19 protein-coding genes are annotated in these 23,232 nt (G+C 72.6%); 14 read left to right on the plus strand and 5 right to left on the minus strand.

The features are described 5' to 3' along the window. Positions 1–13: 13 nt before the first annotated feature. Both ACFPYL_RS03830 and ACFPYL_RS03835 read left to right on the plus strand, forming a co-directional pair. On the plus strand, positions 14–3,589 hold the full coding sequence (locus tag ACFPYL_RS03830; RefSeq protein WP_379150508.1) for a bifunctional glycosyltransferase/CDP-glycerol:glycerophosphate glycerophosphotransferase: 3,576 nt from the start codon (positions 14–16) through the stop codon (positions 3,587–3,589). 25 nt (positions 3,590–3,614) lie between these two features. Then, a complete protein-coding gene (locus ACFPYL_RS03835) occupies positions 3,615–4,058 on the plus strand; it encodes a DUF6281 family protein (RefSeq protein WP_379150510.1) in 444 nt (147 codons plus the stop codon). Between the two features lie 7 nt (positions 4,059–4,065). Here ACFPYL_RS03835 and ACFPYL_RS03840 read toward each other — a convergent pair whose 3' ends face one another. Continuing rightward, positions 4,066–5,487, minus strand: a complete 1,422-nt coding sequence (locus ACFPYL_RS03840) for an SDR family NAD(P)-dependent oxidoreductase (RefSeq protein WP_379150512.1) — start codon at positions 5,485–5,487, stop codon at positions 4,066–4,068. Positions 5,488–5,574: 87 nt separating this feature from the next. Here ACFPYL_RS03840 and ACFPYL_RS03845 point away from each other — a divergent pair, with 87 nt between their 5' ends. Beyond that, positions 5,575–5,856, plus strand: a complete 282-nt coding sequence (locus ACFPYL_RS03845; RefSeq protein ID WP_379150514.1) for a hypothetical protein — start codon at positions 5,575–5,577, stop codon at positions 5,854–5,856. Then, entirely contained in the window at positions 5,853–7,091 is a 1,239-nt protein-coding gene (locus ACFPYL_RS03850; RefSeq protein WP_379150516.1) for a hypothetical protein, read from the plus strand. The genes ACFPYL_RS03845 and ACFPYL_RS03850 overlap by 4 nt, the downstream gene beginning before the upstream one ends. On the opposite strand, the gene ACFPYL_RS03855 is transcribed toward ACFPYL_RS03850, so the two are convergent. Then, the gene (locus ACFPYL_RS03855) at positions 7,076–7,720 is read right to left on the minus strand and encodes a sulfotransferase family 2 domain-containing protein (protein ID WP_379150518.1); all 645 of its coding nucleotides are present in this window, start codon (positions 7,718–7,720) and stop codon (positions 7,076–7,078) included. The genes ACFPYL_RS03850 and ACFPYL_RS03855 overlap by 16 nt on opposite strands. A 202-nt stretch (positions 7,721–7,922) precedes the next feature. Between ACFPYL_RS03855 and ACFPYL_RS03860 the strand changes: the two genes are divergently transcribed. The 9 genes from ACFPYL_RS03860 (at position 7,923) to ACFPYL_RS03900 (ending at position 18,729) form a co-directional block, all read left to right on the plus strand. Further along, complete coding sequence (locus ACFPYL_RS03860; protein ID WP_379150520.1) at positions 7,923–9,578, plus strand: class I SAM-dependent methyltransferase; 1,656 nt, start codon at positions 7,923–7,925, stop codon at positions 9,576–9,578. A 227-nt stretch (positions 9,579–9,805) separates the two neighbouring features. After that, on the plus strand, positions 9,806–10,723 hold the full coding sequence (locus tag ACFPYL_RS03865; RefSeq protein ID WP_379150522.1) for a Rossmann-like and DUF2520 domain-containing protein: 918 nt from the start codon (positions 9,806–9,808) through the stop codon (positions 10,721–10,723). Then, the gene (gene panC / locus ACFPYL_RS03870; RefSeq protein ID WP_379150524.1) at positions 10,720–11,580 is read left to right on the plus strand and encodes a pantoate--beta-alanine ligase; all 861 of its coding nucleotides are present in this window, start codon (positions 10,720–10,722) and stop codon (positions 11,578–11,580) included. The genes ACFPYL_RS03865 and panC overlap by 4 nt, the downstream gene beginning before the upstream one ends. Then, complete coding sequence (panD, locus tag ACFPYL_RS03875; protein WP_379150526.1) at positions 11,580–11,999, plus strand: aspartate 1-decarboxylase; 420 nt, start codon at positions 11,580–11,582, stop codon at positions 11,997–11,999. Before panC ends, panD begins: the two co-directional genes overlap by 1 nt. 9 nt (positions 12,000–12,008) lie before the next feature. Next, on the plus strand, positions 12,009–13,670 hold the full coding sequence (locus ACFPYL_RS03880) for an L-aspartate oxidase (RefSeq protein WP_379150528.1): 1,662 nt from the start codon (positions 12,009–12,011) through the stop codon (positions 13,668–13,670). Next, positions 13,667–14,539, plus strand: a complete 873-nt coding sequence (gene nadC, locus ACFPYL_RS03885; RefSeq protein ID WP_379150530.1) for a carboxylating nicotinate-nucleotide diphosphorylase — start codon at positions 13,667–13,669, stop codon at positions 14,537–14,539. The genes ACFPYL_RS03880 and nadC overlap by 4 nt, the downstream gene beginning before the upstream one ends. Beyond that, complete coding sequence (locus ACFPYL_RS03890; protein ID WP_379150532.1) at positions 14,539–15,312, plus strand: type III pantothenate kinase; 774 nt, start codon at positions 14,539–14,541, stop codon at positions 15,310–15,312. The genes nadC and ACFPYL_RS03890 overlap by 1 nt, the downstream gene beginning before the upstream one ends. 121 nt (positions 15,313–15,433) lie before the next feature. Further along, positions 15,434–15,763, plus strand: a complete 330-nt coding sequence (locus ACFPYL_RS03895) for a histone-like nucleoid-structuring protein Lsr2 (protein WP_379150534.1) — start codon at positions 15,434–15,436, stop codon at positions 15,761–15,763. Positions 15,764–16,149: 386 nt separating this feature from the next. Then, positions 16,150–18,729 (plus strand): ATP-dependent Clp protease ATP-binding subunit, encoded by a 2,580-nt coding sequence (locus tag ACFPYL_RS03900; RefSeq protein WP_379150536.1) that lies wholly within the window; start codon positions 16,150–16,152, stop codon positions 18,727–18,729. 76 nt (positions 18,730–18,805) lie between these two features. Here ACFPYL_RS03900 and ACFPYL_RS03905 read toward each other — a convergent pair whose 3' ends face one another. Next, complete coding sequence (locus ACFPYL_RS03905) at positions 18,806–19,672, minus strand: A/G-specific adenine glycosylase (RefSeq protein ID WP_379150538.1); 867 nt, start codon at positions 19,670–19,672, stop codon at positions 18,806–18,808. A gap of 63 nt (positions 19,673–19,735) precedes the next feature. On the opposite strand from ACFPYL_RS03905, the gene ACFPYL_RS03910 reads away from it, so the two are divergent. Next, complete coding sequence (locus tag ACFPYL_RS03910; protein WP_379150540.1) at positions 19,736–20,560, plus strand: hypothetical protein; 825 nt, start codon at positions 19,736–19,738, stop codon at positions 20,558–20,560. A gap of 2 nt (positions 20,561–20,562) precedes the next feature. Here ACFPYL_RS03910 and disA read toward each other — a convergent pair whose 3' ends face one another. Together disA and radA are read right to left on the minus strand one after the other, a co-directional pair. Further along, the gene (disA, locus tag ACFPYL_RS03915) at positions 20,563–21,645 is read right to left on the minus strand and encodes a DNA integrity scanning diadenylate cyclase DisA (protein ID WP_200945061.1); all 1,083 of its coding nucleotides are present in this window, start codon (positions 21,643–21,645) and stop codon (positions 20,563–20,565) included. Between the two features lie 111 nt (positions 21,646–21,756). Further along, positions 21,757–23,169: a DNA repair protein RadA gene (gene radA, locus ACFPYL_RS03920; RefSeq protein WP_379150542.1), complete on the minus strand. Its 1,413-nt coding sequence runs from the start codon at positions 23,167–23,169 to the stop codon at positions 21,757–21,759. Between the last annotated feature and the right edge of the window lie 63 nt (positions 23,170–23,232).

A 23,232-nucleotide genomic window follows, 5' to 3' on the forward strand; every position in this document is an offset into this window, starting at 1 on the left:
AGGAGGACGCCGCGTGCGTGCACGCCAACGCATCGAACGTGTCCTCGTGCGGGCAGGCAAGGCCACTCCGGCCAGCGTGCGCGGACCTCTCGGCCGGGCGACGCGCACCTTCCGGGGTCGCTGGGAGGGGCCGCGCGTCACCGTCGTGGTCGCCGTCAGCGACAGTGAGACCCGACGGGTCGCCCCGTGCCTCAAGTCGATCCGGGGCCAGCGGCACCGCAACATCGACGTGCTCGTCGTGCCGTACGGCGCGGCCGCGGGCGCCCTCGAGGGCGCCCGGGAGCAGGCGGCCGAGGACTGGCGGATCCGGATCGCCCCTCCGGCGGCCGACCTCGCCGGGGCCTGGAACGCCGGCGCCACCCGCGCCCGCAACGGCTACGTCATGTTCGCTCGTGGCGGCGACGACCTCGCCACCAACGCGATCGAGCGGCTCGTCACCGTGCTCGAGGAGACCGGCTCGGCGATGGCGGTCGGTCGCATCGAGCCGCCGCTCTCCCTCAACGCCTCGGTGGAGTCGCCGTTCGAGGCCGCCCACCTGACCGAGGTCCGGGGCACCACGCTCGCGGCGTCGCCGGTGGCGATCACCGACCTGGGCGTCGGCAACCGGATGTTCCGCCGCTCCTTCTGGGTCGGCTCCGGGCTCCGGTTCGACGCCGACGACGAGCAGGGCCTCGAGCTCGCGCTCGCGTCGTACGTCGCGGCGCCGTCGTTCGACCTGCTGCGTGACGCCGCCTACATCCCGAGCGGCCGGCGCGAGGGCGTCAGCGTCGGCGCGGTCCGCGACGTCCTCTCCGAGCTCGGCGACTGGCTCGACGAGCACGCCGCCACCCAGCGCTCCGTGGCCGCGCTGGACCTGCCCGACGTGCTGGACTGGTGGCTCTGGGGCACCCTCGACGCCGCGATCCAGCCCTTCCTCGGTGACGTCGAGCGCGCCACGGCGGAGCAGTGGACCCGGCTCCGCGAGGTGGTGGACGAGCTCGTGGCCTCCGGCGGCGACAGTGCGTGGGCGGCGCTGCGGGCGGACTCGCGCGTGAAGCTCTGGCTGGTCCGCGAGGACAAGCGCCAGGAGCTCGAGGACTACGTCGGGGCGCGGCTCTTCGAGCGCTCGAACCGGCCGACCGAGGTGCGCGACGGGGTCGTCCTCGCGCGGCTGCCCTACTTCGAGGACGCGGCGGCCGGGGTGCCGCTCGATGCCTACGAGATGCGCGAGGCCGAGACCCAGCTGTGGGCGGCCCTCTACCGGATCGGCTGGGCCGGCCCGGAGCGGCTCGAGCTGCGCGGCTTCGCCCGCATCGAGCACGTCGACCTCGGCCCGGACACCCAGGTCAGTGCGTGGCTGGTCGAGCACGGCAGCGGCGAGCGGCTGGAGCTCGACGTCGAGCGGTACGCCGACCCGCGCGCCAACCTCTTCGAGGGCTCGCGCTACCAGGACTACGCCGAGGGCGCGTTCACCGCCACGATCGACACCGGGGCCCTGGCCGCGCGCGCGGTCGAGCGCGGCAGCGAGACCGCCTGGTCCCTCGAGCTGGAGGTGCGCGCCCACGGACTGACCCGTCAGGGCGCCGTCGCCGAGATCGACGACCGCGCGTCCTCGGGGATGATCGAGACCGGCCACCTCGGCGACCGTGTCGTGACCGGTGCCCGGGTCGGGATCCGCGGTCGCAACGCCAGCCGCTTCCACCTCTTCGCGACGCCCGGCACCTGGCCGCAGCTGGTCGAGGCGACCGTGGCCGGCTCCACCGTGCGCGGCACCCTGGACCCGGCCGGCGAGCGGCTGACGGAGGTCCGGGCGGTCGACCAGGTCGGTGCCGTGGCCCGGGCACGCTGCGTGCCGGGCGCCGACGGGGCGACCACCTTCTCGCTCGAGCTCGCCCGCCCGCGTCCGGCCGACCCGCCCCGGCGGCTGCGCCTGGTCGGCGTCACGGCCTCCGGTGCCGAGGTCCGGGTCGCGTGGCCGAGTGCCGCGCCTCAGTGGCTCGCCGCCGGCTCCGGCCAGGTCGCCCTCAGCCGCTCCGAGACCGGCGACGTCGACGTCGTCGACGCCCTGGGCACCCTCGTGGTCGAGGACGTCGCGCTCACCCCGGGTGCCCTCGACGTCACCGCTCGGTGGCTCGGCCCCACGCCCGCCCGGTACGACGTGCGCCTCGGGCGGCGTCGGGTCACCGTCGACGGCCGCGAGGTCGACGGCGACGGCCTGCTCCGGCTCAGCTTCCCGACCCGGTGGGACGAATGGGGCCTCGGCGAGACCAGGCTCCCCGTCGGCAGCTACCGCTTCTGGGTCGAGTTCGGGCCCCAGGCGACCCCGCACGAGGGTCGCGCGCTCGTCGGTGAGGCGCTCCTCGACCGGCTCCTCGACTTCCACGTCGAGGACGGCTTCCGGATGCGCGTCGCGCGCAACGGCCGCGAGGCCGGGGTGGTTCTGCTGCCCCCGCTCACCGACGAGGACCGGGGCCAGCTGGCGCAGGCCCGGCTCCAGGAGTGGTACCGCGACTGCGACCTGCCCCTGGACGAGTCGGCCGTCTACCTGCAGGCCTACGCCGGCGCGACCGCGACCGACAGCCAGCTCGCGATCCACGACGAGCTGCGGCGTACCCACCCCGACCTCACGATCTACTGGGGCGTGGTCGACGGTGCCTCCGTCGTGCCCGAGGGCGGCACGCCGGTGCTCATGCACTCCCGTGAGTGGTACCGCGTGATGGCGACCGCCCGTTACCTCTGCCTCAACATCGACCCCGACCGCTGGTTCGCGCTGCGGCCGGGCCAGCAGATGCTGCAGACCTTCCACGGCTACCCGGCCAAGTCGATGGGCATCCGGATGTGGGAGGGCAAGGGCTACACCCCGCGCCGGATCGGCCTCGAGCTCCAGCGGACGTCCGGCGACTGGTCGATGATCCTGACGCCCGCTCCGGAGATGGACGAGCACTACCGCCGCGAGTACCGCTACGACGGCGTCATCCACCACGAGGGCTACCCGCGCGACGACGTCCTGGTGTCACCCGACGCGGAGCGGATCCGCGAGGAGACCCGGGCCCGGCTCGGGATCGCGCCGGGTCAGCGCGCGGTGCTCTACGCGCCCACCTGGCGCGACGACCTGGCGACCAACTGGCGCCGGGCCGAGGCCGTCCTGCACCTGGACGTCGAGGCCGCGAGCCGCAAGCTCGGCAAGGACTACGTCCTGCTGATGCGCGGCCACCGGTTCCACGGCCGGACGGCCACGCCCGAGGGCGACGCCCAGCTGATCGACGTGACCTACTACCCGGAGATCAACGACCTGATCCTGGCCTCCGACGCCGCGGTGCTCGACTACTCGTCGCTGCGCTTCGACTTCGCGCTGACCGGCCGGCCGATGGTCTTCCTGGTGCCCGACCTGGACACCTACACCGGCGGCGTCCGCGGCTTCCTCTACCCCTTCGAGGACTCGGCTCCCGGTCCGCTGGTGGACACGCCCGACCAGGTGATCGCGCTGCTGCGCAACCTCGACGGCGTCCAGCGCGAGTACGCCGACGCGATGAAGGCGTTCCACGACCGCTACAACTACCTCCAGGACGGTCGGTCGGCGCAGAAGGTGGTCAAGGCCTTCTTCGGCTGAGCCGTCGCTCGCAGGGAACCGAGCGGTGCCCGGCGCCGTCTACCAGGGCGTGAAGGTGCGAGGAGCAGCCGCCGGGGCCGTGGTCGCGATCGCCGCCCTGGCCAGCGGGTGCCTGTCCACCGCCGACTGCGCGAGCGCCGGCCAGGTGGCGATGTCGTGCGCCGCCGGCGTCGAGTACGACGGCCACTTCTACCAGGCGTGGTCCGACCGGCTCCCCGTCGCCCGGGGGGAGCTGCTCGGGGAGGCGACGTACCCGGACTGCGACGACGGCGGGGGCGGCTGCTCGGGCCCGGCCGAGCCGACCCGCGTGTGGGAGATGCGCGGGGCTTCGCCCGACACCCTGCTCGTCGGGCGTGAGCAGGGACAGGACGGATGGGTCGTCTTCGCCCGCCTGGGCGTCGACCCGGACGACTACTACCGCCTCGTCAACGGCGTCTGGCAGCTGCGCAAGGTGCCGCGCAACGGCTAGGGCGCTGTCAGAGCTCGGTGTCGGTCAGCCGCAGCGACTCGAGCGGGTCGAGGCGGCGCAGGTCGATCACGTGTCCGGTGCCACCGGAGACCAGGGCCTCGAGCGAGGCCTTCGCGACGGCCGTGGACTCGAGCAGCGAGCCTGCGGGCTCCTCGCCGAAGGCCTTCGTGCGCATCGGGGTGCCGGTCCGCTCGGGGTTGATGCAGTTGACCCGGATCTTGTCGGCCGCCCACTCGTCGGCGAGCGCCTGGGTCAGGTTGACGGTCGCGGCCTTGGCGGACGAGTAGAGGCTGTAGCCGCTGCGCCCGCGCGTGTAGGAGCTCGACGTGAAGAGCAGCAGGCTGCCCGAGCTCTCCCGGAGCAGGGGGTGGAACTCCTGCGCGATCAGGATCGGCGCGATGTAGTTGATGTCGGTCGCCGAGTAGATCGTCTCGTCGGACGCCTCGACCAGCGTGCCGCGCGGCAGCACGCCAGCGGTGTTGACGACGAAGTCGACCGAGCCGAAGCGCTCGACGGCGTCGCGGGCCGCGGCCGCGATGTCCTCGCGACGCTGCACGTGGGTCTGCGTCGTGGAGCGGCTGTACGACGCCACGTTCGCGCCGTACGACGCCGCGAGCTCCGCGATGTCGTGGCCGATGCCGTAGCTGCCACCGAAGACGACCATCGTCCGACCCTCGAGGGCGGCGCGCATGGCATCGTCGCTGCGCATCGCAGGGGCGTCGTTGCCGGTGAGCTGGAAGAGCTTGTCGGCGAGGTAGATGTCGATCGGCTCGGTGACCTTCATGTTGCGCTCGTCGCCGGGCACGACCCAGATCGGGACGTCCGGGAGGTAGCGCAGCACGACGGTGCAGTCGTCGGTGGCCTCGAAGTTCGGGTCCTCGCCGGCGTACCGGTACGCCTCGCGGATCGTCGAGAGCCTGAACGCCTGCGGGGTCTGGCCTCGGCGCAGGTTCGAGCGCGGCGGGATGTCGCGGATCGTGTTGTCGGGGCCGACCTCGATGATCGTGTCGGCCGACGGGATCGCCACGTCCACGGCGTCGTGGGTGTCGAGCGCGGCGAAGCAGTCGCTGATGATCCGGGCGCTGACCAGCGGGCGGACCGCGTCGTGCAGGAGGACCTTGCAGTCCTCGTCGCCGAGGGCGGCGAGTGCCGCGAGCGTCGTGTCGTTGCGGGTGCCGGCGCCCTCGAGGATCGCGCGGACCTTGCCGTAGCCGCCGTCGCGCACCATCGCGTGCACCGCGTCGAGGTGGCCAGGAGCCATCATCACGATGATCTCGTCCACGTCGGGGTGCCGGTCCAGGATGGCCAGCGTGTGCTCCATGATCGAGTGCCCGGCGATCTTGATGAGCTGCTTGGGCACGTCGAGCCCGACCCGTACGCCGACGCCCCCTGCGAGCAGGACGGCTACGTTCTTCTGCGGACCCGACACGTGTTCTCCTCCTGGATGGCAACCGGGGTAGTTTCCCACAGCAGGTGCGGTCGGGCCGACTCGGCGGAGCGACGTTAGGGTGCGGGCATGCGGTCCACCGACGACCTCCGCGAGGTCATCCGCGCGGAGTTCGCGCGACTCGACGTCGACGACACCGGCCTGACCGGTCGCCTCGAGGAGCGCGCCGTCGCGGCCGCCGGGGGAGCGGACCCCGAGGCGGCGGCCGCCGTGGCGGTCGCGGTGGTCGAGGCGGCGCACGCCGTCGTCGAGGAGCCGGACGCTCCCGTGGTCACCGTCGGCGACCTGTCGGCACGCGGGCTCGTCGCAGCGGCGCTGCGCCCCCGTCGTACGCCGCGGGCGGGCGCATGAGCGAGGCGCTGCCGGACGGCACCCGGCTGCTGCACATCGGGCCGCACAAGACCGGCACGACCAGCGTGCAGCGGGCGTTCTGGGACACCCGCGAGCTGCTGCCCGAGCACGGCGTGCACTGGGCGGGCGGGCTCGCCCACCCGATGAGCGCCGCGATGGCGGCCGCCGGCAACCAGCTCGCCACCGGGCAGCAGGGCTCCGGCGACGAGCGGTGGGCCGAGCTGGCGGCCGAGGTGCGCGGCTCGACGGCGCGGATGACGGTCGTCAGCAGCGAGTTCTTCTCCGACGCCCCGGCCGCGCGGGTCACCGAGATCGTCGACGCGCTCGGCGCCGAGCAGACGCGGGTGGTGATCACGCTGCGGCCGGTGACCCGGATCCTGGCCTCGCAGTGGCAGCAGTACATGCAGAACCAGCCGATGGTGAAGTACGTCGGCAACCCGGACTACGAGGGCTGGCTCGACCAGGTCCTCAACCGTCCCGACCAGCAGGACGTGACGCCGTCGTTCTGGCGCCGGCACCGTCACGACCGGCTCGTGGAGACCTGGGCCTCGGCGCTGGGGCCTGACCGGCTCGTCGTCGTGGTGGTCGACGACGCGCGACCGCGTGACATCCTCACGTCCTTCGAGGAGCTGACCGGCCTGCCGGTGGGGCTCCTCCAGCCGCGCGAGGCCTCCGCCAACCGCTCGCTCACGCTGCCCGAGGTCACCATGCTGCGCGCGTTCAACGCCGGCTGGACCGAGCGGGACTGGTCGCAGGCCGACTACACGCGCTACGTGCGCTTCGGCGCCGTCCGGCACCTGATGACGCGGAAGCCCGACCCGGACGAGCCGCCGATCCGGACGCCCGCCTGGGCCGTCGAGCGTGCCAACGAGATCGGCGCGGAGATGATCGGCGCCATCGCGCGCACCGGCGTCCGCGTCGACGGGGACCTCTCGCTGCTGGCCTCGGCCGAGCCGCGGTCCGTGGGCGACAACCCGGCCGTCGTCGAGGTGCCGGACGAGGTGGTCGCCCGGTTCGCAGCCGGGCTGGCCAAGGTGATCGCCGAGACGCCGGGCCGCCCGGCGCCGTCGGCCCGGCGGGCCGGACCGCTCGAGACCGGGGTCCGCGCACACCGGGCTCGCCGTACGCCGTCCTCCGCGGACCCCCGCCCGGTCGAGGACCTCGGCCGGGTCGCCCTGCTGCGGGCCGCCGCCGGGCGCGTACGCCGGCGACTACGGCGTCAGTCCGTCGGGTAGCCGAGGTCGGCGAAGTCGGCGGCGTAGAACTCCTGGACCCGCGACCGCACCTCCGGGGTGAGCGGGACCTTCGAGCTCGGGATGCCCCTCTCGTGGCTCGCCAGCTTGTGGGGGACCTTGGTCGGGAGACCGAGGTCGAAGCGGGCGTTGAGGTCGGCGACCATCGCCTCGAGGCTGTCCTCGAGCCGGTAGACCTCCGCGCCGGGGAGCAGGAACTCCGTCTGCGGCCGCAGGTGGTTGTCGAGCGCGTAGGGGTTCTCGGCGTACCGGGTCAGGACCCGCTCGGTCCAGGTCGCGACCTGGTCCTCGTCGGTGGAGTCGAGCTGCCGGTGGCGCATCGAGAACTCCGAGCGGAAGCGGGCGAGCGGTTCGCGGACGATGCCGGCGACCACGTCGAAGCGGCTCACGTCGAAGAGTTCGACGAGCAGGTCCGCGTGGTAGTGCTGCGGTGAGCAGCGCAGCAGGGGGAAGACGTGCGGCCGCGCCCGCTTGCCCTCTCGGAAGTGCACCTCCCAGCCGGCCTTCGCGAACATCCGCTCGATCGTGGTGCCGCCCGTCTTCGGGATGTGGATGAAGAGGACGGAACGTCCGTCCTTGATCATCACCGGCACGTCGGGTGCTCCCTCCACAGCGGGGCCGCCTCGGGGCCACGTCGCGGGCAGCCTATCGGTCCTCCGGGGAGCCATTAGAGTGGCGCCTCGTCGTCGGACTCCCCGCTCCCGCCGGCGGAGGAGAGGTTCGCACGTGTCGTTGGTTCGCAGGGTCGGACGTCGGGTCCGGCGCATCGGCAGGGCCCCGTCCGCACCGCCGGCCGTGCCACCCGTCGGGATCGTGGAGCACTTCTCGCAGACCCTGCTGACCGGCTGGGTGTCGGTGCCCGCCGACGCCGCGCCCACGCGCGTCCGGCTGATGGTCGGGCCCGTGGAGGTGTGCTCGACGTACGCCACCCCGGGCGGCGCGATGAGCGGGTCCACCGGCGGTGACGCTCCCCGTCGCAGGCAGGCCGCCGGCCCCGGCCGGCGGGACCCGATGCTGCCCGGTCCGAAGGGGGACCGGCGCAACAGCCGCGCGGAGGTCCGGACCTTCTCCTTCCGCCTCCGTGACATCTGGGACTACTGCGGGCCCGCCACCCGGATCCGGGTGGTCGTCGACGGGCAGCCGCTGCCGATCAACCAGCACGGCATGTTCCTGCGCCCCCGGCAGAAGGGCGCCCACACGCCGGCCGACCTCCGCGCCAAGCTCGAGAGCGGCCACGTCCTCGGCCAGTGGGGTCGTCTCCAGCTGTCCAAGCGGCTCGACACCGAGTGGCAGCAGGCGGTGCTGTCGCTCTACGAGCGGGTGCGCCGGGTGCTGCACGCCGAGCTCGGGTACGACGCCTTCGTCATCTACGGGACCCTGCTCGGCGCCGTGCGCGACGGCGGCTACATCGGCCACGACGTCGACTTCGACGCGGCGTACGTCTCCCGCTCGCGGACCGGTCCCGAGGCGGCCGAGGAGTTCACCCGGATCGCCCTGGTGCTGGTCGAGGACGGCCTGCGGATCGAGGCCTTCCCGGCGTGCCTGCACATCGTCGACCCCGACAACGACGTCCACCGCATCGACCTCTTCCACACGTACTTCGACGAGCAGGGGCTGCTCCGCTTCCCCTTCGGCGTCGCCGGCTCCACCGACTTCCCCGAGTCCCGCTGGGCGGGCACGGGTGAGATCGACCTGCCCGGTGGCCAGGCCCTGGCGCCGCGCGACCCCGAGCTGCTGATCGCGCACCTGTACGGCGAGGACTGGCGGCTCCCCAAGCCCGGGTTCAACTGGGACCTCGACCGGACGAGCGCGGCCGTCGACGGCCGTCTCAGCGTCGAGCAGCGCACCAAGGTCTACTGGGCGGACTTCTACGCGCGCACCGAGTACACGACCGGCTCGACCTTCTTCGAGTTCATGTCCACCCGTGGAGGGACGCCCGACACCGTCGTCGACATCGGCTGCGGCGACGGCCGCGACTCGTGCGCCTTCGGCACGACCGGCCGGACCGTCCTGGGTCTCGACCAGTCGCCGGTCGGGATCGAGCACGCGCGCCGGCGGGCCCGGGACCTCGGGCTGGAGCGGGTCGACTTCCGCACCTGCGACGTCTCCAGCATCGACGACCTGGGCGCGGCGCTCGGTGAGGTCCGGGACCCGTCAGGCGCCCCGACGCTCTTCTACCTGCGCTTCTTCCTGCACGCCATCCACGAGCCCGTGCAGGCCGCGCTGCTCGACGCGATCAACGAGCACGCCCGGCCGGGCGACATGTTCGCGGCCGAGTTCCGCACCGATCAGGACGCCCACAACGCGAAGGTGCACACCAAGCACTACCGGCGCTTCCAGAACGGCGCCGAGTTCGTCGCCGACCTGCGCCGCCGGGGGTGGGTCGTCGAGCACGAGGAGGAGCGGGCGGGGCTCTCGCCGTACGGCGAGGAGGACCCGGTGCTGATGCGGGTGGTCGCGCGCTGCTGAGCCGGGCAGGCGCCGCGGCTTCCGCCGCACGGATTGGTCACCAACCGCAGATCCGGAGCGCCGCGCGGCCGGCGGCGGTCGTTGTGACCCACCCCACGCGAGCGTCCCGTTTCGAGGAGGTGGCGCTCGGCGTAGGCTCGAGGAGTCAGCATCGCTAGTCCGGTACCCCACCCGGCTCGCCCCCTCGGGAGCGAGTGGTCGGAGGGACTGGAACGAAAGGTACGACAATGACGCTCCACTCCCGGGAGACCGGGTTGCGGGTGGGTGTCGTCGGCGCGGGTCGCGTCGGCGCCGTCCTGGCCGCCGCCCTGCGCGCCGCCGGTCACGACATCGTGGCCGCCGCCGGCGAGTCCGACGCGTCCCGCGGACGCATCGCCGACCTGCTGCCGGGCGTCCCGACCCTGAAGCCGACGGCGGTCGCCCGGGCCTGCGACCTGCTGCTGCTCACGGTCCCCGACGACATGCTCGGCAACGTCGTCACCACGCTCAGCGACGCCGGCGCCATCCGCCCCGGCCAGTACGTCGTGCACACGTCCGGCCGGCACGGACTCGAGGTGCTGGCCCCGGCCGCGGCGCTCGGCGCCCACGTGGTCGCGATGCACCCCGCGATGACCTTCACCGGCACCGAGCGCGACCTCGACCGCCTGGCCGGCTGCGTCTTCGGCCTGACCGCCGAGCCGGCCGAGCGCCCCGTCGCCGAGTCCCTCGTCAGCGACCTCGGCGGCCGCCCGATGTGGGTGCCCGAGGAGATGCGGACGCTCTACCACGCCGGTCTCGCCCACGGCGCCAACCACCTGGTCACCCTGGTCACGCAGGCGATGGAGATGCTCGCCGCCGCCGGTGCCGACGACCCCGCCGGCACCCTCCGGCCGCTGCTCACCGCGGCGCTCGACAACGCCCTCGAGCACGGCGACGCGGCACTCACCGGCCCGATCGTGCGCGGCGACGTCAACACGGTCCGGGCCCACCTCGCCGACATCAGCGCCAACGCGCCCCAGACGTTGGCGTCGTACGTCGTGCTGGCGCGCAACACCCTCGACCGCGCGGTGACCGACGGGCGGGTGCTGCCGATCCGGGCCGCCGCGATCCTGCGGGCGCTCGACGCGGCCGAGCGCGAGGCGCCCTCGCACGTCCACCGTCGATGAGCGCCGCACCCGTCGTCGCCGCGACCCGCGACGAGCTCGCGGCGCTGCTGGCCGAGGCCAGGAGCGCGGGCAGCCCGGTCGGCCTGGTGCCGACCATGGGAGCCCTCCACGACGGGCACGCCAGCCTGATGGAGACGGCCCGCGCGCGCATCGGTGATGGCCCGCTCGTCGTGTCGGTCTTCGTCAACCCGCTCCAGTTCGGGGCCGGTGAGGACCTGGACCGCTACCCGCGGACCTTCGACGACGACCTCAAGCTCTGCGAGCGCGAGGGCGTCGACATCGTCTTCGCCCCGAGCGTCGAGGAGGTCTACCCGGGCGGCGAGCCGCAGGTGCAGCTGAAGCCCGGTCCGCTCGGCAAGGTCCTCGAGGGCAAGACCCGTCCGGGTCACTTCCGCGGCGTCCTCACGGTCGTCGCGAAGCTCTTCGGGCTGGTCCGCCCCGACGTCGCGGTCTTCGGGCAGAAGGACTACCAGCAGCTCGCGCTGATCCGCCGGATGGTGCTCGACCTCAACATGCCGGTCGAGGTCGTGGGTGCCCCGACCGTCCGCGAGCCCGACGGCCTGGCGCTGTCGAGCCGCAACCGCTACCTCGACGCCGAGCAGCGGGAGGCAGCCACCGCGCTGAGCCGGGCACTGCGGGCCGCGCAGGAGAACGCGCCGTACGGCGTCGCGGTCGCGCTCGACGAGGCCCGCACCGAGCTGCGCGAGCACCTCGTGGACCTCGACTACCTCGTCATCACCGACCCCGACCTCGGCGCCCTGCCGAGCGTCGTACCGGCCGGCACCGAGGCCAGGATCCTGGTGGCCGCCCGGGTCGGCACCACCCGGCTCATCGACAACATGGAGCTCCGATTCTGATGCTGCGCACGATGATGAAGTCCAAGATCCACCGCGCGACGGTGACGCAGGCCGACCTGCACTACGTGGGCTCGGTGACCGTCGACGAGGACCTGCTCGACGCCGCCGACCTGCTGTCCGGCGAGCTCGTGCACATCGTCGACATCACGAACGGCGCCCGGCTCGAGACCTACACGATCGCGGGCGAGCGCGGCTCCGGCGTGATCGGCATCAACGGAGCGGCGGCCCGGCTGGTGCACCCCGGCGACCTGGTCATCCTGATCGCCTACGGCCAGATGGAGACCGCCGAGGCGAAGGAGTTCCAGCCCCACGTCGTCTTCGTCGACGCCGACAACAAGATCCTCGCGACGGGCTTCGACCCGGCCGAGGCGCCCGACGGGTCGGGGCTGCTCCGGGGCGACCAGCTCGCCCAGCGCTAGATTTCGCCAATGCCCTCCGCTCCCGCACGTCGCGTCCCCGGGCGCCTGCTCGCCCCCGAACCCGGGTGGACCACCACGGCCGACGTCGTCGTCGTGGGCTCCGGCATCGCCGGCCTGACGGCAGCGCTGCGGCTGCGCAACGAGGTGGACAAGGTCCTCGTCGTCACCAAGGACGTGCTCGCGGCCGGCTCCACGCAGTGGGCGCAGGGCGGCATCGCCGCGGCGCTCGGCCCCGGTGACACCCCGCACGAGCACGAGGTCGACACCCTGGTCGCGGGCGCCGGTGCGTGCGACCGGGCCGCGGTCGAGGTGCTGGTGACCGAGGGCCCCGATGCGGTGCGCGAGCTGATCGCGCTCGGCACCAACTTCGACCACGACCCGAACGGCGAGCTGTCGCTGACCCGCGAGGGCGGCCACCACCGCGACCGGATCGCGCACGCGGGCGGTGACGCCACCGGCGCCGAGATCCAGCGCGCGCTGATCGCCGCGATCGAGCAGGCCCCCGAGATCGAGGTCGTCGAGCACGCGCTCGCGGTCGACCTGCTGCTCGCCGAGGACGGCGGCGTCGCCGGGCTGACCCTGCACGTGATGGGCGAGGGCCAGCGTGACGGCGTCGGTGCGGTGCTCTGCCGGGCCGTCGTGCTCGCCAGCGGCGGCCTCGGGCAGGTCTTCGAGCAGACCACCAACCCGGCCGTGTCGACCGGCGACGGGATGGCGGTGGCGCTGCGCGCCGGTGCGGTGCTGCGCGACCTCGAGTTCGTGCAGTTCCACCCGACCGTGATGTACCTCGGCTCCGAGTCCCGCGGCCAGCAGCCGCTGATCTCGGAGGCGGTGCGCGGCGAGGGCGCCTTCCTCGTCGACTGGGACGGCGAGCGATTCATGCAGGGCGTCCACGAGCTGGCCGACCTCGCGCCGCGCGACGTGGTCGCCAAGGCGATCATGCGGCGGATGCTCGACACCGACCACCCGCACATGTGGCTGGACGCGCGCCACCTCGGCGCCGAGTTCTGGGAGCGGCGCTTCCCCACGATCCTGGCCACCTGCCGCAGCCACGGCGTCGACCCGGTCACCGACCTGATCCCGGTCGCACCGGCGTGCCACTACGCCTCCGGCGGGGTGCGCACCGACCTCTGGGGTCGCAGCAACGTGCCCGGCCTCTACGCCACCGGTGAGGTCGCCTGCTCGGGCGTCCACGGCGCCAACCGGCTCGCCTCCAACTCGCTGCTCGAGGGGCTGGTCTTCTCCCGCCGGATCGCCACGGTGCTGCCCGCCGAGCTGCGACCCCTGCTGTGGCCGGTCACCGACCCGCGCACCCCCGGCCTGGTGCCGGGCGTCGTACGCCGCGAGCTCCAGGAGGTGATGACCTCCCACGTCGGCGTGCTGCGCAACGCCGACGGGCTGGCCGACGCGGGCGGGCTGCTCGACAAGCTGGCCACCGCCGGCGCCGAGGCGATCGACCAGGAGTCCTGGGAGACCACCAACCTGGTCACGATCAGCCTCGCCCTGGCCGACGCCGCGACCCTGCGCGAGGAGACCCGCGGCTCGCACTGGCGCGAGGACTTCCCCGAGCGCGACGACGTGGGCTTCGCCGGCCACTTCGACGTCGTGATGAGCGACGGCACGAGCACGATCGCCTTCGTGCCGGAGCCCGCCTCGGACGGTGCCCCGTGACGCCGTACGACGACGAGCTCCGCGCCGCCGACCTCGACCCCGACGCCGTCCTGGCCCAGGTGCGCGCGGCGCTGGCCGAGGACCTGCCCGCCGGCGACGTGACCTCGGAGGCGACGATCTCCGCGGACGCCGTCGGGACCGGCGTCTTCGCCGCCCGCGAGCCCGGCGTGGTCGCCGGCCTCGGCGTCGCGGCCCTGGTCTTCCACGAGGTCATGGGCGACACCGTCACGGTCTCCGACCGGCTCCCCGACGGCACCCGCGTCGCCGCCGGCGACGTCGTGATGCGCGTCGCCGGGCCGACCCGCGGCCTGCTCACCGCCGAGCGCACGGCACTCAACTACGCGAGCCACCTCTCGGGCGTCGCGACCGCGACGTCGCACTGGGTGGACGCCCTCGAGGGCACCCGCGCCCGGGTGCTCGACACCCGCAAGACGCTGCCGACCTACCGCGCGCTCCAGAAGTACGCCGTGCGCTGCGGCGGCGGCGTCAACCACCGCTTCAGCCTCAGCGACCGGGCGATGGTCAAGGACAACCACGTGGTCGCGGCCGGCGGGGTGGTGCCGGCGTACGAGGCCGTGCGCGCGGCGTACCCCGACCTGCGCGTCGAGGTCGAGGTCACCGACCTCGACCAGCTCCGCGAGCTGCTCGCGGTCGGCTGCACGGAGATCCTGCTCGACAACATGGACTCACCGACCATGGCCGAGGCGGTGCACATCACCGCCGGTCGCGCGACGCTGGAGGCGTCGGGCGGGCTGACCATCGAGCGCGCCCGCGAGGTCGCCGAGACCGGCGTCGACTTCATCTCGGTCGGAGCCCTCACCCACTCCGTCAAGGTCTTCGACCTCGGCCTCGACCTCAGCGAGGGCTGATGGCCCTGCTCGCCGCCGACATCGGCAACAGCCACACCGTGCTGGGGCTGGTCAGCGACGGGCAGGTGAGCGCCGACTGGCGGGTCGCGACCGACGAGCGGCGCACCTCCGACGAGTGGGCGGTGCTGCTGCGCGGGCTGCTCGGTCCGGCGCTCGACGAGGTCGACGGCATCGCCGTCTGTGCCACGGTGCCGGCGGTGCTGCACGAGTGGCGCGACATGCTCGTGCGGCACTTCCCGGACGTCACCCGCGTCGTCGTCGAGCCGGGCGTGCGCACCGGCGTCCCGATCCTGATGGACAACCCGCGCGAGGTGGGCACCGACCGGATCATCAACGCCCTCGCCGCCGTGCACGAGTACGGCGGCCCGGCGATCGTCGTCGACTTCGGCGGCACCGCGACGACCTTCGACGTCGTCAGCGGCCAGGGCCAGTACGTCGGCGGTGCGATCACGCCCGGCATCGAGATCTCGCTCGAGGCGCTCGGCCGGCGCGGTGCCCAGCTGCGCAAGGTCGAGCTGGCCCGACCGCGGTCGGTGATCGCCAAGAACACCGTCGAGGCGCTCCAGTCCGGGATGGTCTTCGGCGTCGCCAGCCAGGTCGAGGGCATCGTCGACCGGATGATCGCCGAGCTCGGGGCCGCGGCCGACGACGTCACCGTCGTCGCGACGGGCTACCTGGCCCCGCTCGTGCTCGACGAGTGCCGCTGCTTCACCGACCACGACCCGTGGCTGACGTTGCGCGGGCTCGAGATCGTGTATTCGCGCAACTCCTGAGTTTATCCCGGCAATTCCCGCGCTTTTGAGCGTGCTTATGCGCACCGAATAGACATTCCTTGATTTGCGGTGCAAATATGTTCGGGATAATTCGTTCGGGGGATAAGCGGAGGGGTATTTCATGGCACAGAAGATCCACATTGTCCTCGAGGACGATCTCGACGGCAGCGAGGCCACGCAGACCGTCTCCTTCGGCCTCGACGGCACGTCGTACGAGATCGACCTCAACGACAAGAACGCCGGCAAGCTGCGCGACGCGCTCGCGGCGTACATCGGTCACGGCCGCAAGGTCGGGGCAGCGCCGCGTCGCGGTGGTCGCAAGGCCGCCGCCAGCGCCGGCGGTCCCAGCGCCAAGGAGATCCGCGACTGGGCGCGCAGCAACGGCTTCGACGTCCCCGACCGCGGTCGGGTCTCGGCCGAGGTGCGCTCGGCGTACGACGCCGCACATTGACGGAGACGCCCGAGGCACGAGGGCGGATTCGACGGTCAATGTGGGTCGAGTAGCCCCGCGACCGAGGAACGAGGTCGCGACGGGTGTATCGAGACACCAGTGACTTGACCCAGGGCGGTGACCCCAGTGGTCGACGCCCTTCGCAGCTCACCGGATTTCGACGCGGCCGTCGCGGCTTCGTGCCTCAGCCGCGGGTCTTGCTCAATCTGGCGGAGCTCACGCGCCGCGTTCGTTCCTCACGCTGCGCTGCTCCGCTCATGTTCGCTCTCAGCGGACTGCATTGGCGCTGCGGTGGGAACGCGTAGGCTGTCAGCGGGGTTGGTTCTCTCGTACCTCCCCTCCGCTCCGGCGGGGGAGGGCCCCACGAAGCTTCAGGAGCGATGCGCATGTTCGAGCGGTTCACAGACCGAGCCCGGCGAGTTGTCGTGCTGGCCCAAGAAGAGGCCCGCATGCTCTCCCACAACTACATCGGCACCGAGCACATCCTGCTCGGTCTCATCCACGAGGGCGAGGGCGTCGCTGCCAAGGCGCTCGAGAGCCTCGACATCTCGCTGGAGGCCGTCCGCGCGCAGGTCGAGGAGATCATCGGCCAGGGCCAGCAGGCGCCCAGCGGCCACATCCCCTTCACCCCGCGGGCCAAGAAGGTCCTCGAGCTCTCGCTGCGCGAGGCGCTCCAGCTCGGGCACTCCTACATCGGCACCGAGCACATCCTGCTGGGCCTGATCCGTGAGGGTGAGGGCGTCGCCGCCCAGGTCCTCCAGAAGCTCGGCGCCGACCTCAACCGGGTCCGCCAGCAGGTCATCCAGCTGCTCTCGGGCTTCCAGGGCAAGGAGGCGTCCGGTGCGGGCGCCGCGCCCGGCGGCTCGACCAGCGACGCCCCGTCGTCCTCGCTCGTGCTCGACCAGTTCGGCCGCAACCTGACCCAGGACGCCCGCGAGGGCAAGCTGGACCCGGTCATCGGCCGCGAGCAGGAGATCGAGCGGGTCATGCAGATCCTCTCGCGCCGGACGAAGAACAACCCGGTCCTGATCGGTGAGCCCGGCGTCGGCAAGACGACGATCGTCGAGGGCCTGGCCCAGGACATCGTCAAGGGCAACGTCCCGGAGACGCTCAAGGACAAGCAGATCTACACGCTCGACCTGGGCGCCCTGGTGGCCGGCTCGCGCTACCGCGGTGACTTCGAGGAGCGCCTGAAGAAGGTGCTCAAGGAGATCCGCACCCGCGGCGACATCGTGCTGTTCATCGACGAGATCCACACCCTCGTCGGCGCCGGCGCGGCCGAGGGCGCCATCGACGCCGCCAGCATCCTCAAGCCGATGCTGGCCCGCGGTGAGCTGCAGACCATCGGCGCGACCACCCTCGACGAGTACCGCAAGTACCTCGAGAAGGACGCCGCGCTCGAGCGCCGCTTCCAGCCGATCCAGGTCGCCGAGCCGTCGATCGCGCACACGATCGAGATGCTCAAGGGCCTGCGCGACCGCTACGAGGCGCACCACCGGGTGACCATCACCGACGAGGCGCTGGTCTCGGCCGCGACCCTGGCCGACCGCTACATCTCCGACCGGTTCCTGCCGGACAAGGCCATCGACCTGATCGACGAGGCCGGCTCGCGGCTGCGGATCCGCCGGATGACGGCGCCCGCCGACCTGCGTGAGTACGACGACAAGATCGGCGAGGTCCGCCAGCGCAAGGAGGCCGCGATCGACGGCCAGGACTTCGAGGCCGCCGCCCGTCTGCGCGACGAGGAGAAGCAGCTCATCCTGAAGAAGTCCGAGCGCGAGAAGCAGTGGCGCGCGGGCGACATGGACGAGGTCGCGGAGGTCGACGAGGAGCTCATCGCCGAGGTCCTCGCCGTCGCCACCGGCATCCCGATCGTCAAGCTCTCCGAGGAGGAGTCGACCCGGCTGCTCAACATGGAGGACGAGCTCCACAAGCGCGTCATCGGGCAGGACGAGGCCGTCAAGGCGATCTCCCGCGCGATCCGGCGTACCCGCGCCGGCATGAAGGACCCGAAGCGCCCCGGCGGTTCGTTCATCTTCGCCGGCCCGTCCGGTGTCGGTAAGACCTGGCTGTCCAAGACGCTCGCCGAGTTCCTGTTCGGCGACGAGGACTCCCTGATCCAGCTCGACATGTCGGAGTTCGGCGAGAAGCACACCGTCTCGCGGCTCTTCGGCTCGCCTCCGGGCTACGTCGGCTACGAAGAGGGTGGCCAGCTCACCGAGAAGGTGCGCCGCAAGCCGTTCTCCGTCGTGCTGTTCGACGAGGTCGAGAAGGCGCACCCGGACATCTTCAACAGCCTGCTGCAGATCCTCGAGGAAGGTCGCCTGACCGACTCGCAGGGCCGCGTGGTCGACTTCAAGAACACCGTCATCATCATGACGACCAACCTCGGCACCCGGGACATCTCGAAGGGCGTCAACCTCGGCTTCGCCGGTGGTGCCGGTGGCCCGGGCGACTACGAGCGGATGAAGAACAAGGTCTCGGAGGAGCTCAAGCAGCACTTCAAGCCGGAGTTCCTCAACCGAGTCGACGAGATCATCGTGTTCCCGCCGCTGACGCAGGAGCAGATCGTCCACATGGTCGACAACATGGTGGCCTCGGTGGAGCTGCGGATGCGCGACCGCGACATGCGGATCGAGCTGACCCCGGCCGCGAAGAACCTGCTCGCCGAGCGGGGCTTCGACCCGGTCCTGGGTGCCCGGCCGCTGCGCCGCACCATCCAGCGCGAGATCGAGGACGTGCTCGCCGAGAAGATGCTCTTCGGCGAGGTCGGCCCCGGCCAGATCGTGCTGGTGGACGTGGAGGGCGAGGGCCCGTCGGCGACCTTCACGTTCTCCGGTCAGAAGGTCGGCGCCCTGCCCGACCTGCCGCCGTTCGAGACCGCCGAGGTGGCGGCCTCCGACGCGGCGCCGATCGAGGGTCCGGACGACTCCGAGAGCGGCACCGACCTGCCGCGCGAGGTCTGAGCCGACCCGGCGCCAGTTTGCAGTCGACCCGGCGCTGGTTTCACCCTTCACGGTGAAACCAGCGCCGGGTCGGCATTTAGGGCAGCGCGTAGGTGTCCGGGCCGGCATCGACGACCAGCCGGTCCTCGATGAGCGAAGCCAGGCAGCGCAGCCGCTGCGGCTCGTCGGGCCAGGTCGCGTCCAGGCGCGATCGGTGCACCGGGCCGTCGCTGTCGCGGAGCACCGAGAGCAGCCGGCCCCGGCACTGGCGGTCGGTGCCGACCCAGGTCTGCACCTTGCGTGGCGGGCCGTCGTACGCCGGGTGCCCGGCCGCGCGCCAGGCGCACAGGTCGGCCACCGGGCAGTCGCCGCACCGCGGGTTGCTCGCGGTGCACACCAGTGCGCCGAGCTCCATGACGGCGACCGACCAGGTCGCGGCGGTCGCGGGGTCCTCGGGCAGCACCTCGGCGGCGGCGTCGCGCTCGGCCCGGGTCACGGACGGCGCCGGGAACTCGACGCCCTGGAGCGCGCGCGCCAGGACCCGGCGGACGTTGGTGTCGAGCACGACGTGGCGCCGGCCGTAGGCGAACGTCGCGATCGCGGCAGCCGTGTAGTCGCCGACGCCGGGCAGCGCGATCAGCTCGTCGTACGACGCCGGAACCTCGTTGCCGTGCCGCTCGGCGATCACGGTCGCCGCGGCATGCAGGCGCAGGGCCCGGCGCGGGTAGCCGAGCCGGCCCCAGGCCCGGACCGCCTCGCCCGTGCTCTCGGCCGCGAGGTCGGCGGGGGTCGGCCAGCGCTCGAGCCACGCCTCGTGCACCGGCAGCACCCGCGCGACGGGCGTCTGCTGGAGCATGAGCTCGGAGACCATGACCGACCACGCCGAGGCGTCGGGGCCGCGCCAGGGCAGCTCGCGCGCGTGGTCGTCGTACCACCGCAGGACCGGTTCGTGGAGAAGGCTCATCTCCCGTCCATTGTGCCGGTGTGGCACCACCGTCGGCCGTGGGGGACTGACTAGCGTGACCCCATGCCTGCCACGACCCGCGGACCGTTGCCGGCCCGGGTCTACTGGGTACGCCGGATCATGGTCCTCGGCACCGCCCTGCTGCTGGTCTTCGCGATCGCCCGGCTGCTCGGCAACGGCAGCGACGCCTCGTCGGACGGTGACGGCGCCGCCCGCCTCACGGCCGACTCGCCGTCCGAGACGCCGACCGACGACGTGACCATCACGCTCTCCACGTCGCCGACCCCGACGAAGAGGGTGAAGCCGGGCAAGGCGCCGACGACGAGCGAGGCTCCCGTGCTCGCGGAGCCCGAGGGCACCTGCGTGGGCTCCGACATCGCCGTCACGCCGAAGGTGCAGCACGCGGTCGCCGGTCGCGACGTGCTGGTCGTGCTCCAGCTGCGGACGATCAGCAGCCCCGCCTGCACCTGGCGGGTCTCGCCGGAGTCGTTGGCCGTCTCGATCACCTCCGGCAAGGACGCGATCTGGAACAGCCGCGCCTGCCACCGCGCCATCCCGCGCCGCGACGTCGTGGTGCGCCAGGACGTGACCACCAACGTCGGCATCGTCTGGAAGCAGGCCAAGCGCTCCGACGAGGACTGCTCGGCGCGCACCGACTGGGCCTCGCCGGGCTGGTACCACGTCACCGCGGCCGCCCTGGGCGGGGAGCCGTCGGACCTCCAGTTCGAGCTGACGACGCCGACGGCCGCGACGATCACCGTGACGTCGACGCCGAAGCAGTCGCCGACGCAGACGCCGTCGAACAAGCCCAGTGGAAAGCCCAGCGGCAAGCCGAGCGGCAAGCCGAGCGGCAAGCCGTCCGGCTCGCCGACGGGTGCCGTGGACTAGAGCTAGACGTACCGCTCCAGGATCGTCGACTCCGCCAGCCGGGAGAGTCCCTCGCGGACGCTGCGGGCCCGCAGCTCGCCGACGCCGTCGACGGCCTGGAGGTCGTCGATGCCGGCGGAGAGCAGCTTCTGCAGCGTGCCGAAGTGGTCGACCAGCCGGTCCACGACGGTGCTGGGCAGCCGGGGCACCTTGGCGAGCAGCCGGTAGCCGCGGGGGGCGACGGCGCCGTCGAGGTGCTCGCCGGTGCCGAGCCCGAGGGCACGTGCGGCGGCGGCCGGGTCGACCAGCTCGATGGAGGAGAGCGACTCGAGGCGGGCGAGCACGGACTCCGGGGTGCGGGAGCGCCGGCCGACCGGCAGGTAGTCGCGGATCACCAGCTCGCGCTCGATGTCGACGCCGGTGATGAGCTCCTCGAGCTGGAGCGAGAGCAGCCGGCCGTCGGTGCCCAGCTCGAGCACGTAGTCCTCGATCTCGCGGGCGATCCGGGTGACCATCTCGAGCCGCTGCGCGACCACGGCGACGTCGCGGACGGTCACCAGGTCCTCGATCTCCAGGGCCGACAGGGTGCTGGACACCTCGTCGAGGCGGAGCTTGTAGCGCTCCAGGGTCGCGAGCGCCTGGTTGGCGCGGGACAGGATCTGGCCGACGTCCTCGAGCACGTGGCGGGTCTCCCCGACGTACGCCGCGATGATCTGCATCGACTGCGACACCGAGATGACCGGGAAGCCGGTCTGCCGGGCGACCCGGTCGGCGGTGCGGTGCCGGGTGCCGGTCTCCTCGGACGGGATGGTGTGGTCGGGCATCAGGTGCACGGCGGCGCGCAGGATGCGGGTCACGTCCTTGTCGACGATGATCGCGCCGTCCATCTTCGCCAGCTCGCGCAGCCCGGTGGCCGTGAACGGGACGTCGAGCATGAAGCCGCCGGTCGCGATCGACTCGACGACCTTGTCCTGGCCCAGGACGATCAGGGCGCCGGTGCGACCGCGGAGGATCCGCTCGAGGCCGTCGCGCAGCGGCGTGCCGGGCGCGATCGTGGCGAGTGTGGCACGCAGGCGCAGCTGCTCGTCAGAGCGGTCGATGGCCACCGCGACGTCCTCCCATGCATGAGCCGGAGCATCCGTCGATCCCCCGGGGCGGTCAGTCTAGGGCGTGCGGGGCGTCCGTGAGGTCACAGAACGCTCACGACGGCGAGCCCATCACACCGGGCGGGGCCCGCTCGGGCCGCGCTCGCCGGCGAGGTTGACCAGCCGCAGGGCGCCACGCACGTCGGGGACGTCGACGACCCGCATCCCGTCGACGGTCCAGGACTCGGGGGAGCGGGGGCCGCCCTGGCCCGGCTCGGACGGCACGACGGCGAGCTGGAAGCCCAGCCGGGCGGCCTCGGCCAGGCGCTGCGGCAGGTCGCGCACCCGGCGCAGCTCGCCGGCCAGGCCGATCTCGCCCATCGCGACCATCCCGCGCGGCGCGGCCACGCCCTCGCTCGCCGAGGCGAGGGCGACCGCCACGGCGAGGTCGCTGGCAGGCTCCATCACCTTGGCGCCGCCGACCGTCGACGCGAAGACGTCCATGGTCTGGAGCCGGATCCGGCAGTGCTGGTGCAGCACCGCCATCACCATGGCCACCCGCGGGGAGTCGAGGCCCGACGTCGTACGCCGGGGACGCTCGGCGGCACTGTGGGTGACCAGGGCCTGCACCTCGGCGAGCAGCGGGCGGCGACCCTCCATGGTGACCGCCACGCAGGTGCCCGGGACCTGGCTGTGGTGGTTCTCGACGAAGAGGCCGGTGGGGTCGGTGACCGCGCTGATGCCGTCGGCGCCGAGGTCGAAGCAGCCGACCTCGTCGATGGGGCCGAACCGGTTCTTCATCGCCCGCACCATCCGGAAGCGGGAGTTGCGGTCGCCCTCGAAGTTGAGCACGACGTCGACGAGGTGCTCGAGGACGCGGGGGCCGGCGATGGAGCCGTCCTTGGTGACGTGGCCGACCAGGACGGTCGTGATGTTGCGGGTCTTCGCGACCCGGATCAGCGCTGCCGCCACCTCCTTGACCTGGGTGACGCCGCCGGGCACGCCCTCGATGCCGGACGCCCCGATGGTCTGCACCGAGTCGACGACGAGCAGGGTCGGGCGCACCTGCTCGATGTGGGTCAGCACCGCACCGAGGTCGGTCTCGGCAGCAAGGAAGAGCTCGTCGTGCACCCCGCCGGTGCGGTCGGCGCGCAGCCGCACCTGGGAGGCGGACTCCTCACCGGTCACGTAGAGCGTGCGGCGCTGGTAGCGCGCGGTCTGGGCGGCCACCTCGAGCAGCAGCGTGCTCTTGCCGACGCCCGGCTCACCGGCCAGCAGGATCGCGGCGCCGGGCACCAGGCCGCCGCCGAGCACCCGGTCGAGCTCGGGCACGCCGCTGGTGCGGAACGCCGACTCGGTCACCGATACCTGGCCGATCGGCACCGCCGGGGTGCTCACGGGAGCGGCGGAGGTGCGGCCCGTCGTGACCGTGGCGGCCTCGGCGACCGACCCCCACGCCTGGCACTCCCCGCACCGGCCGACCCACTTGCCGGTCTCCCATCCGCACTCGGAGCAGCGGTAGGCGGGCCTGGCGGTCTTGGGCATGCGCACACGGTAGGTGTCGGCACCGACACCCGACGTACGGCGCCGGAATGTGGTGTCATTGGA

The organism is Nocardioides hankookensis (assembly GCF_042658885.1).
Taxonomy (GTDB): Bacteria; Actinomycetota; Actinomycetes; order Propionibacteriales; family Nocardioidaceae; genus Nocardioides; species Nocardioides hankookensis.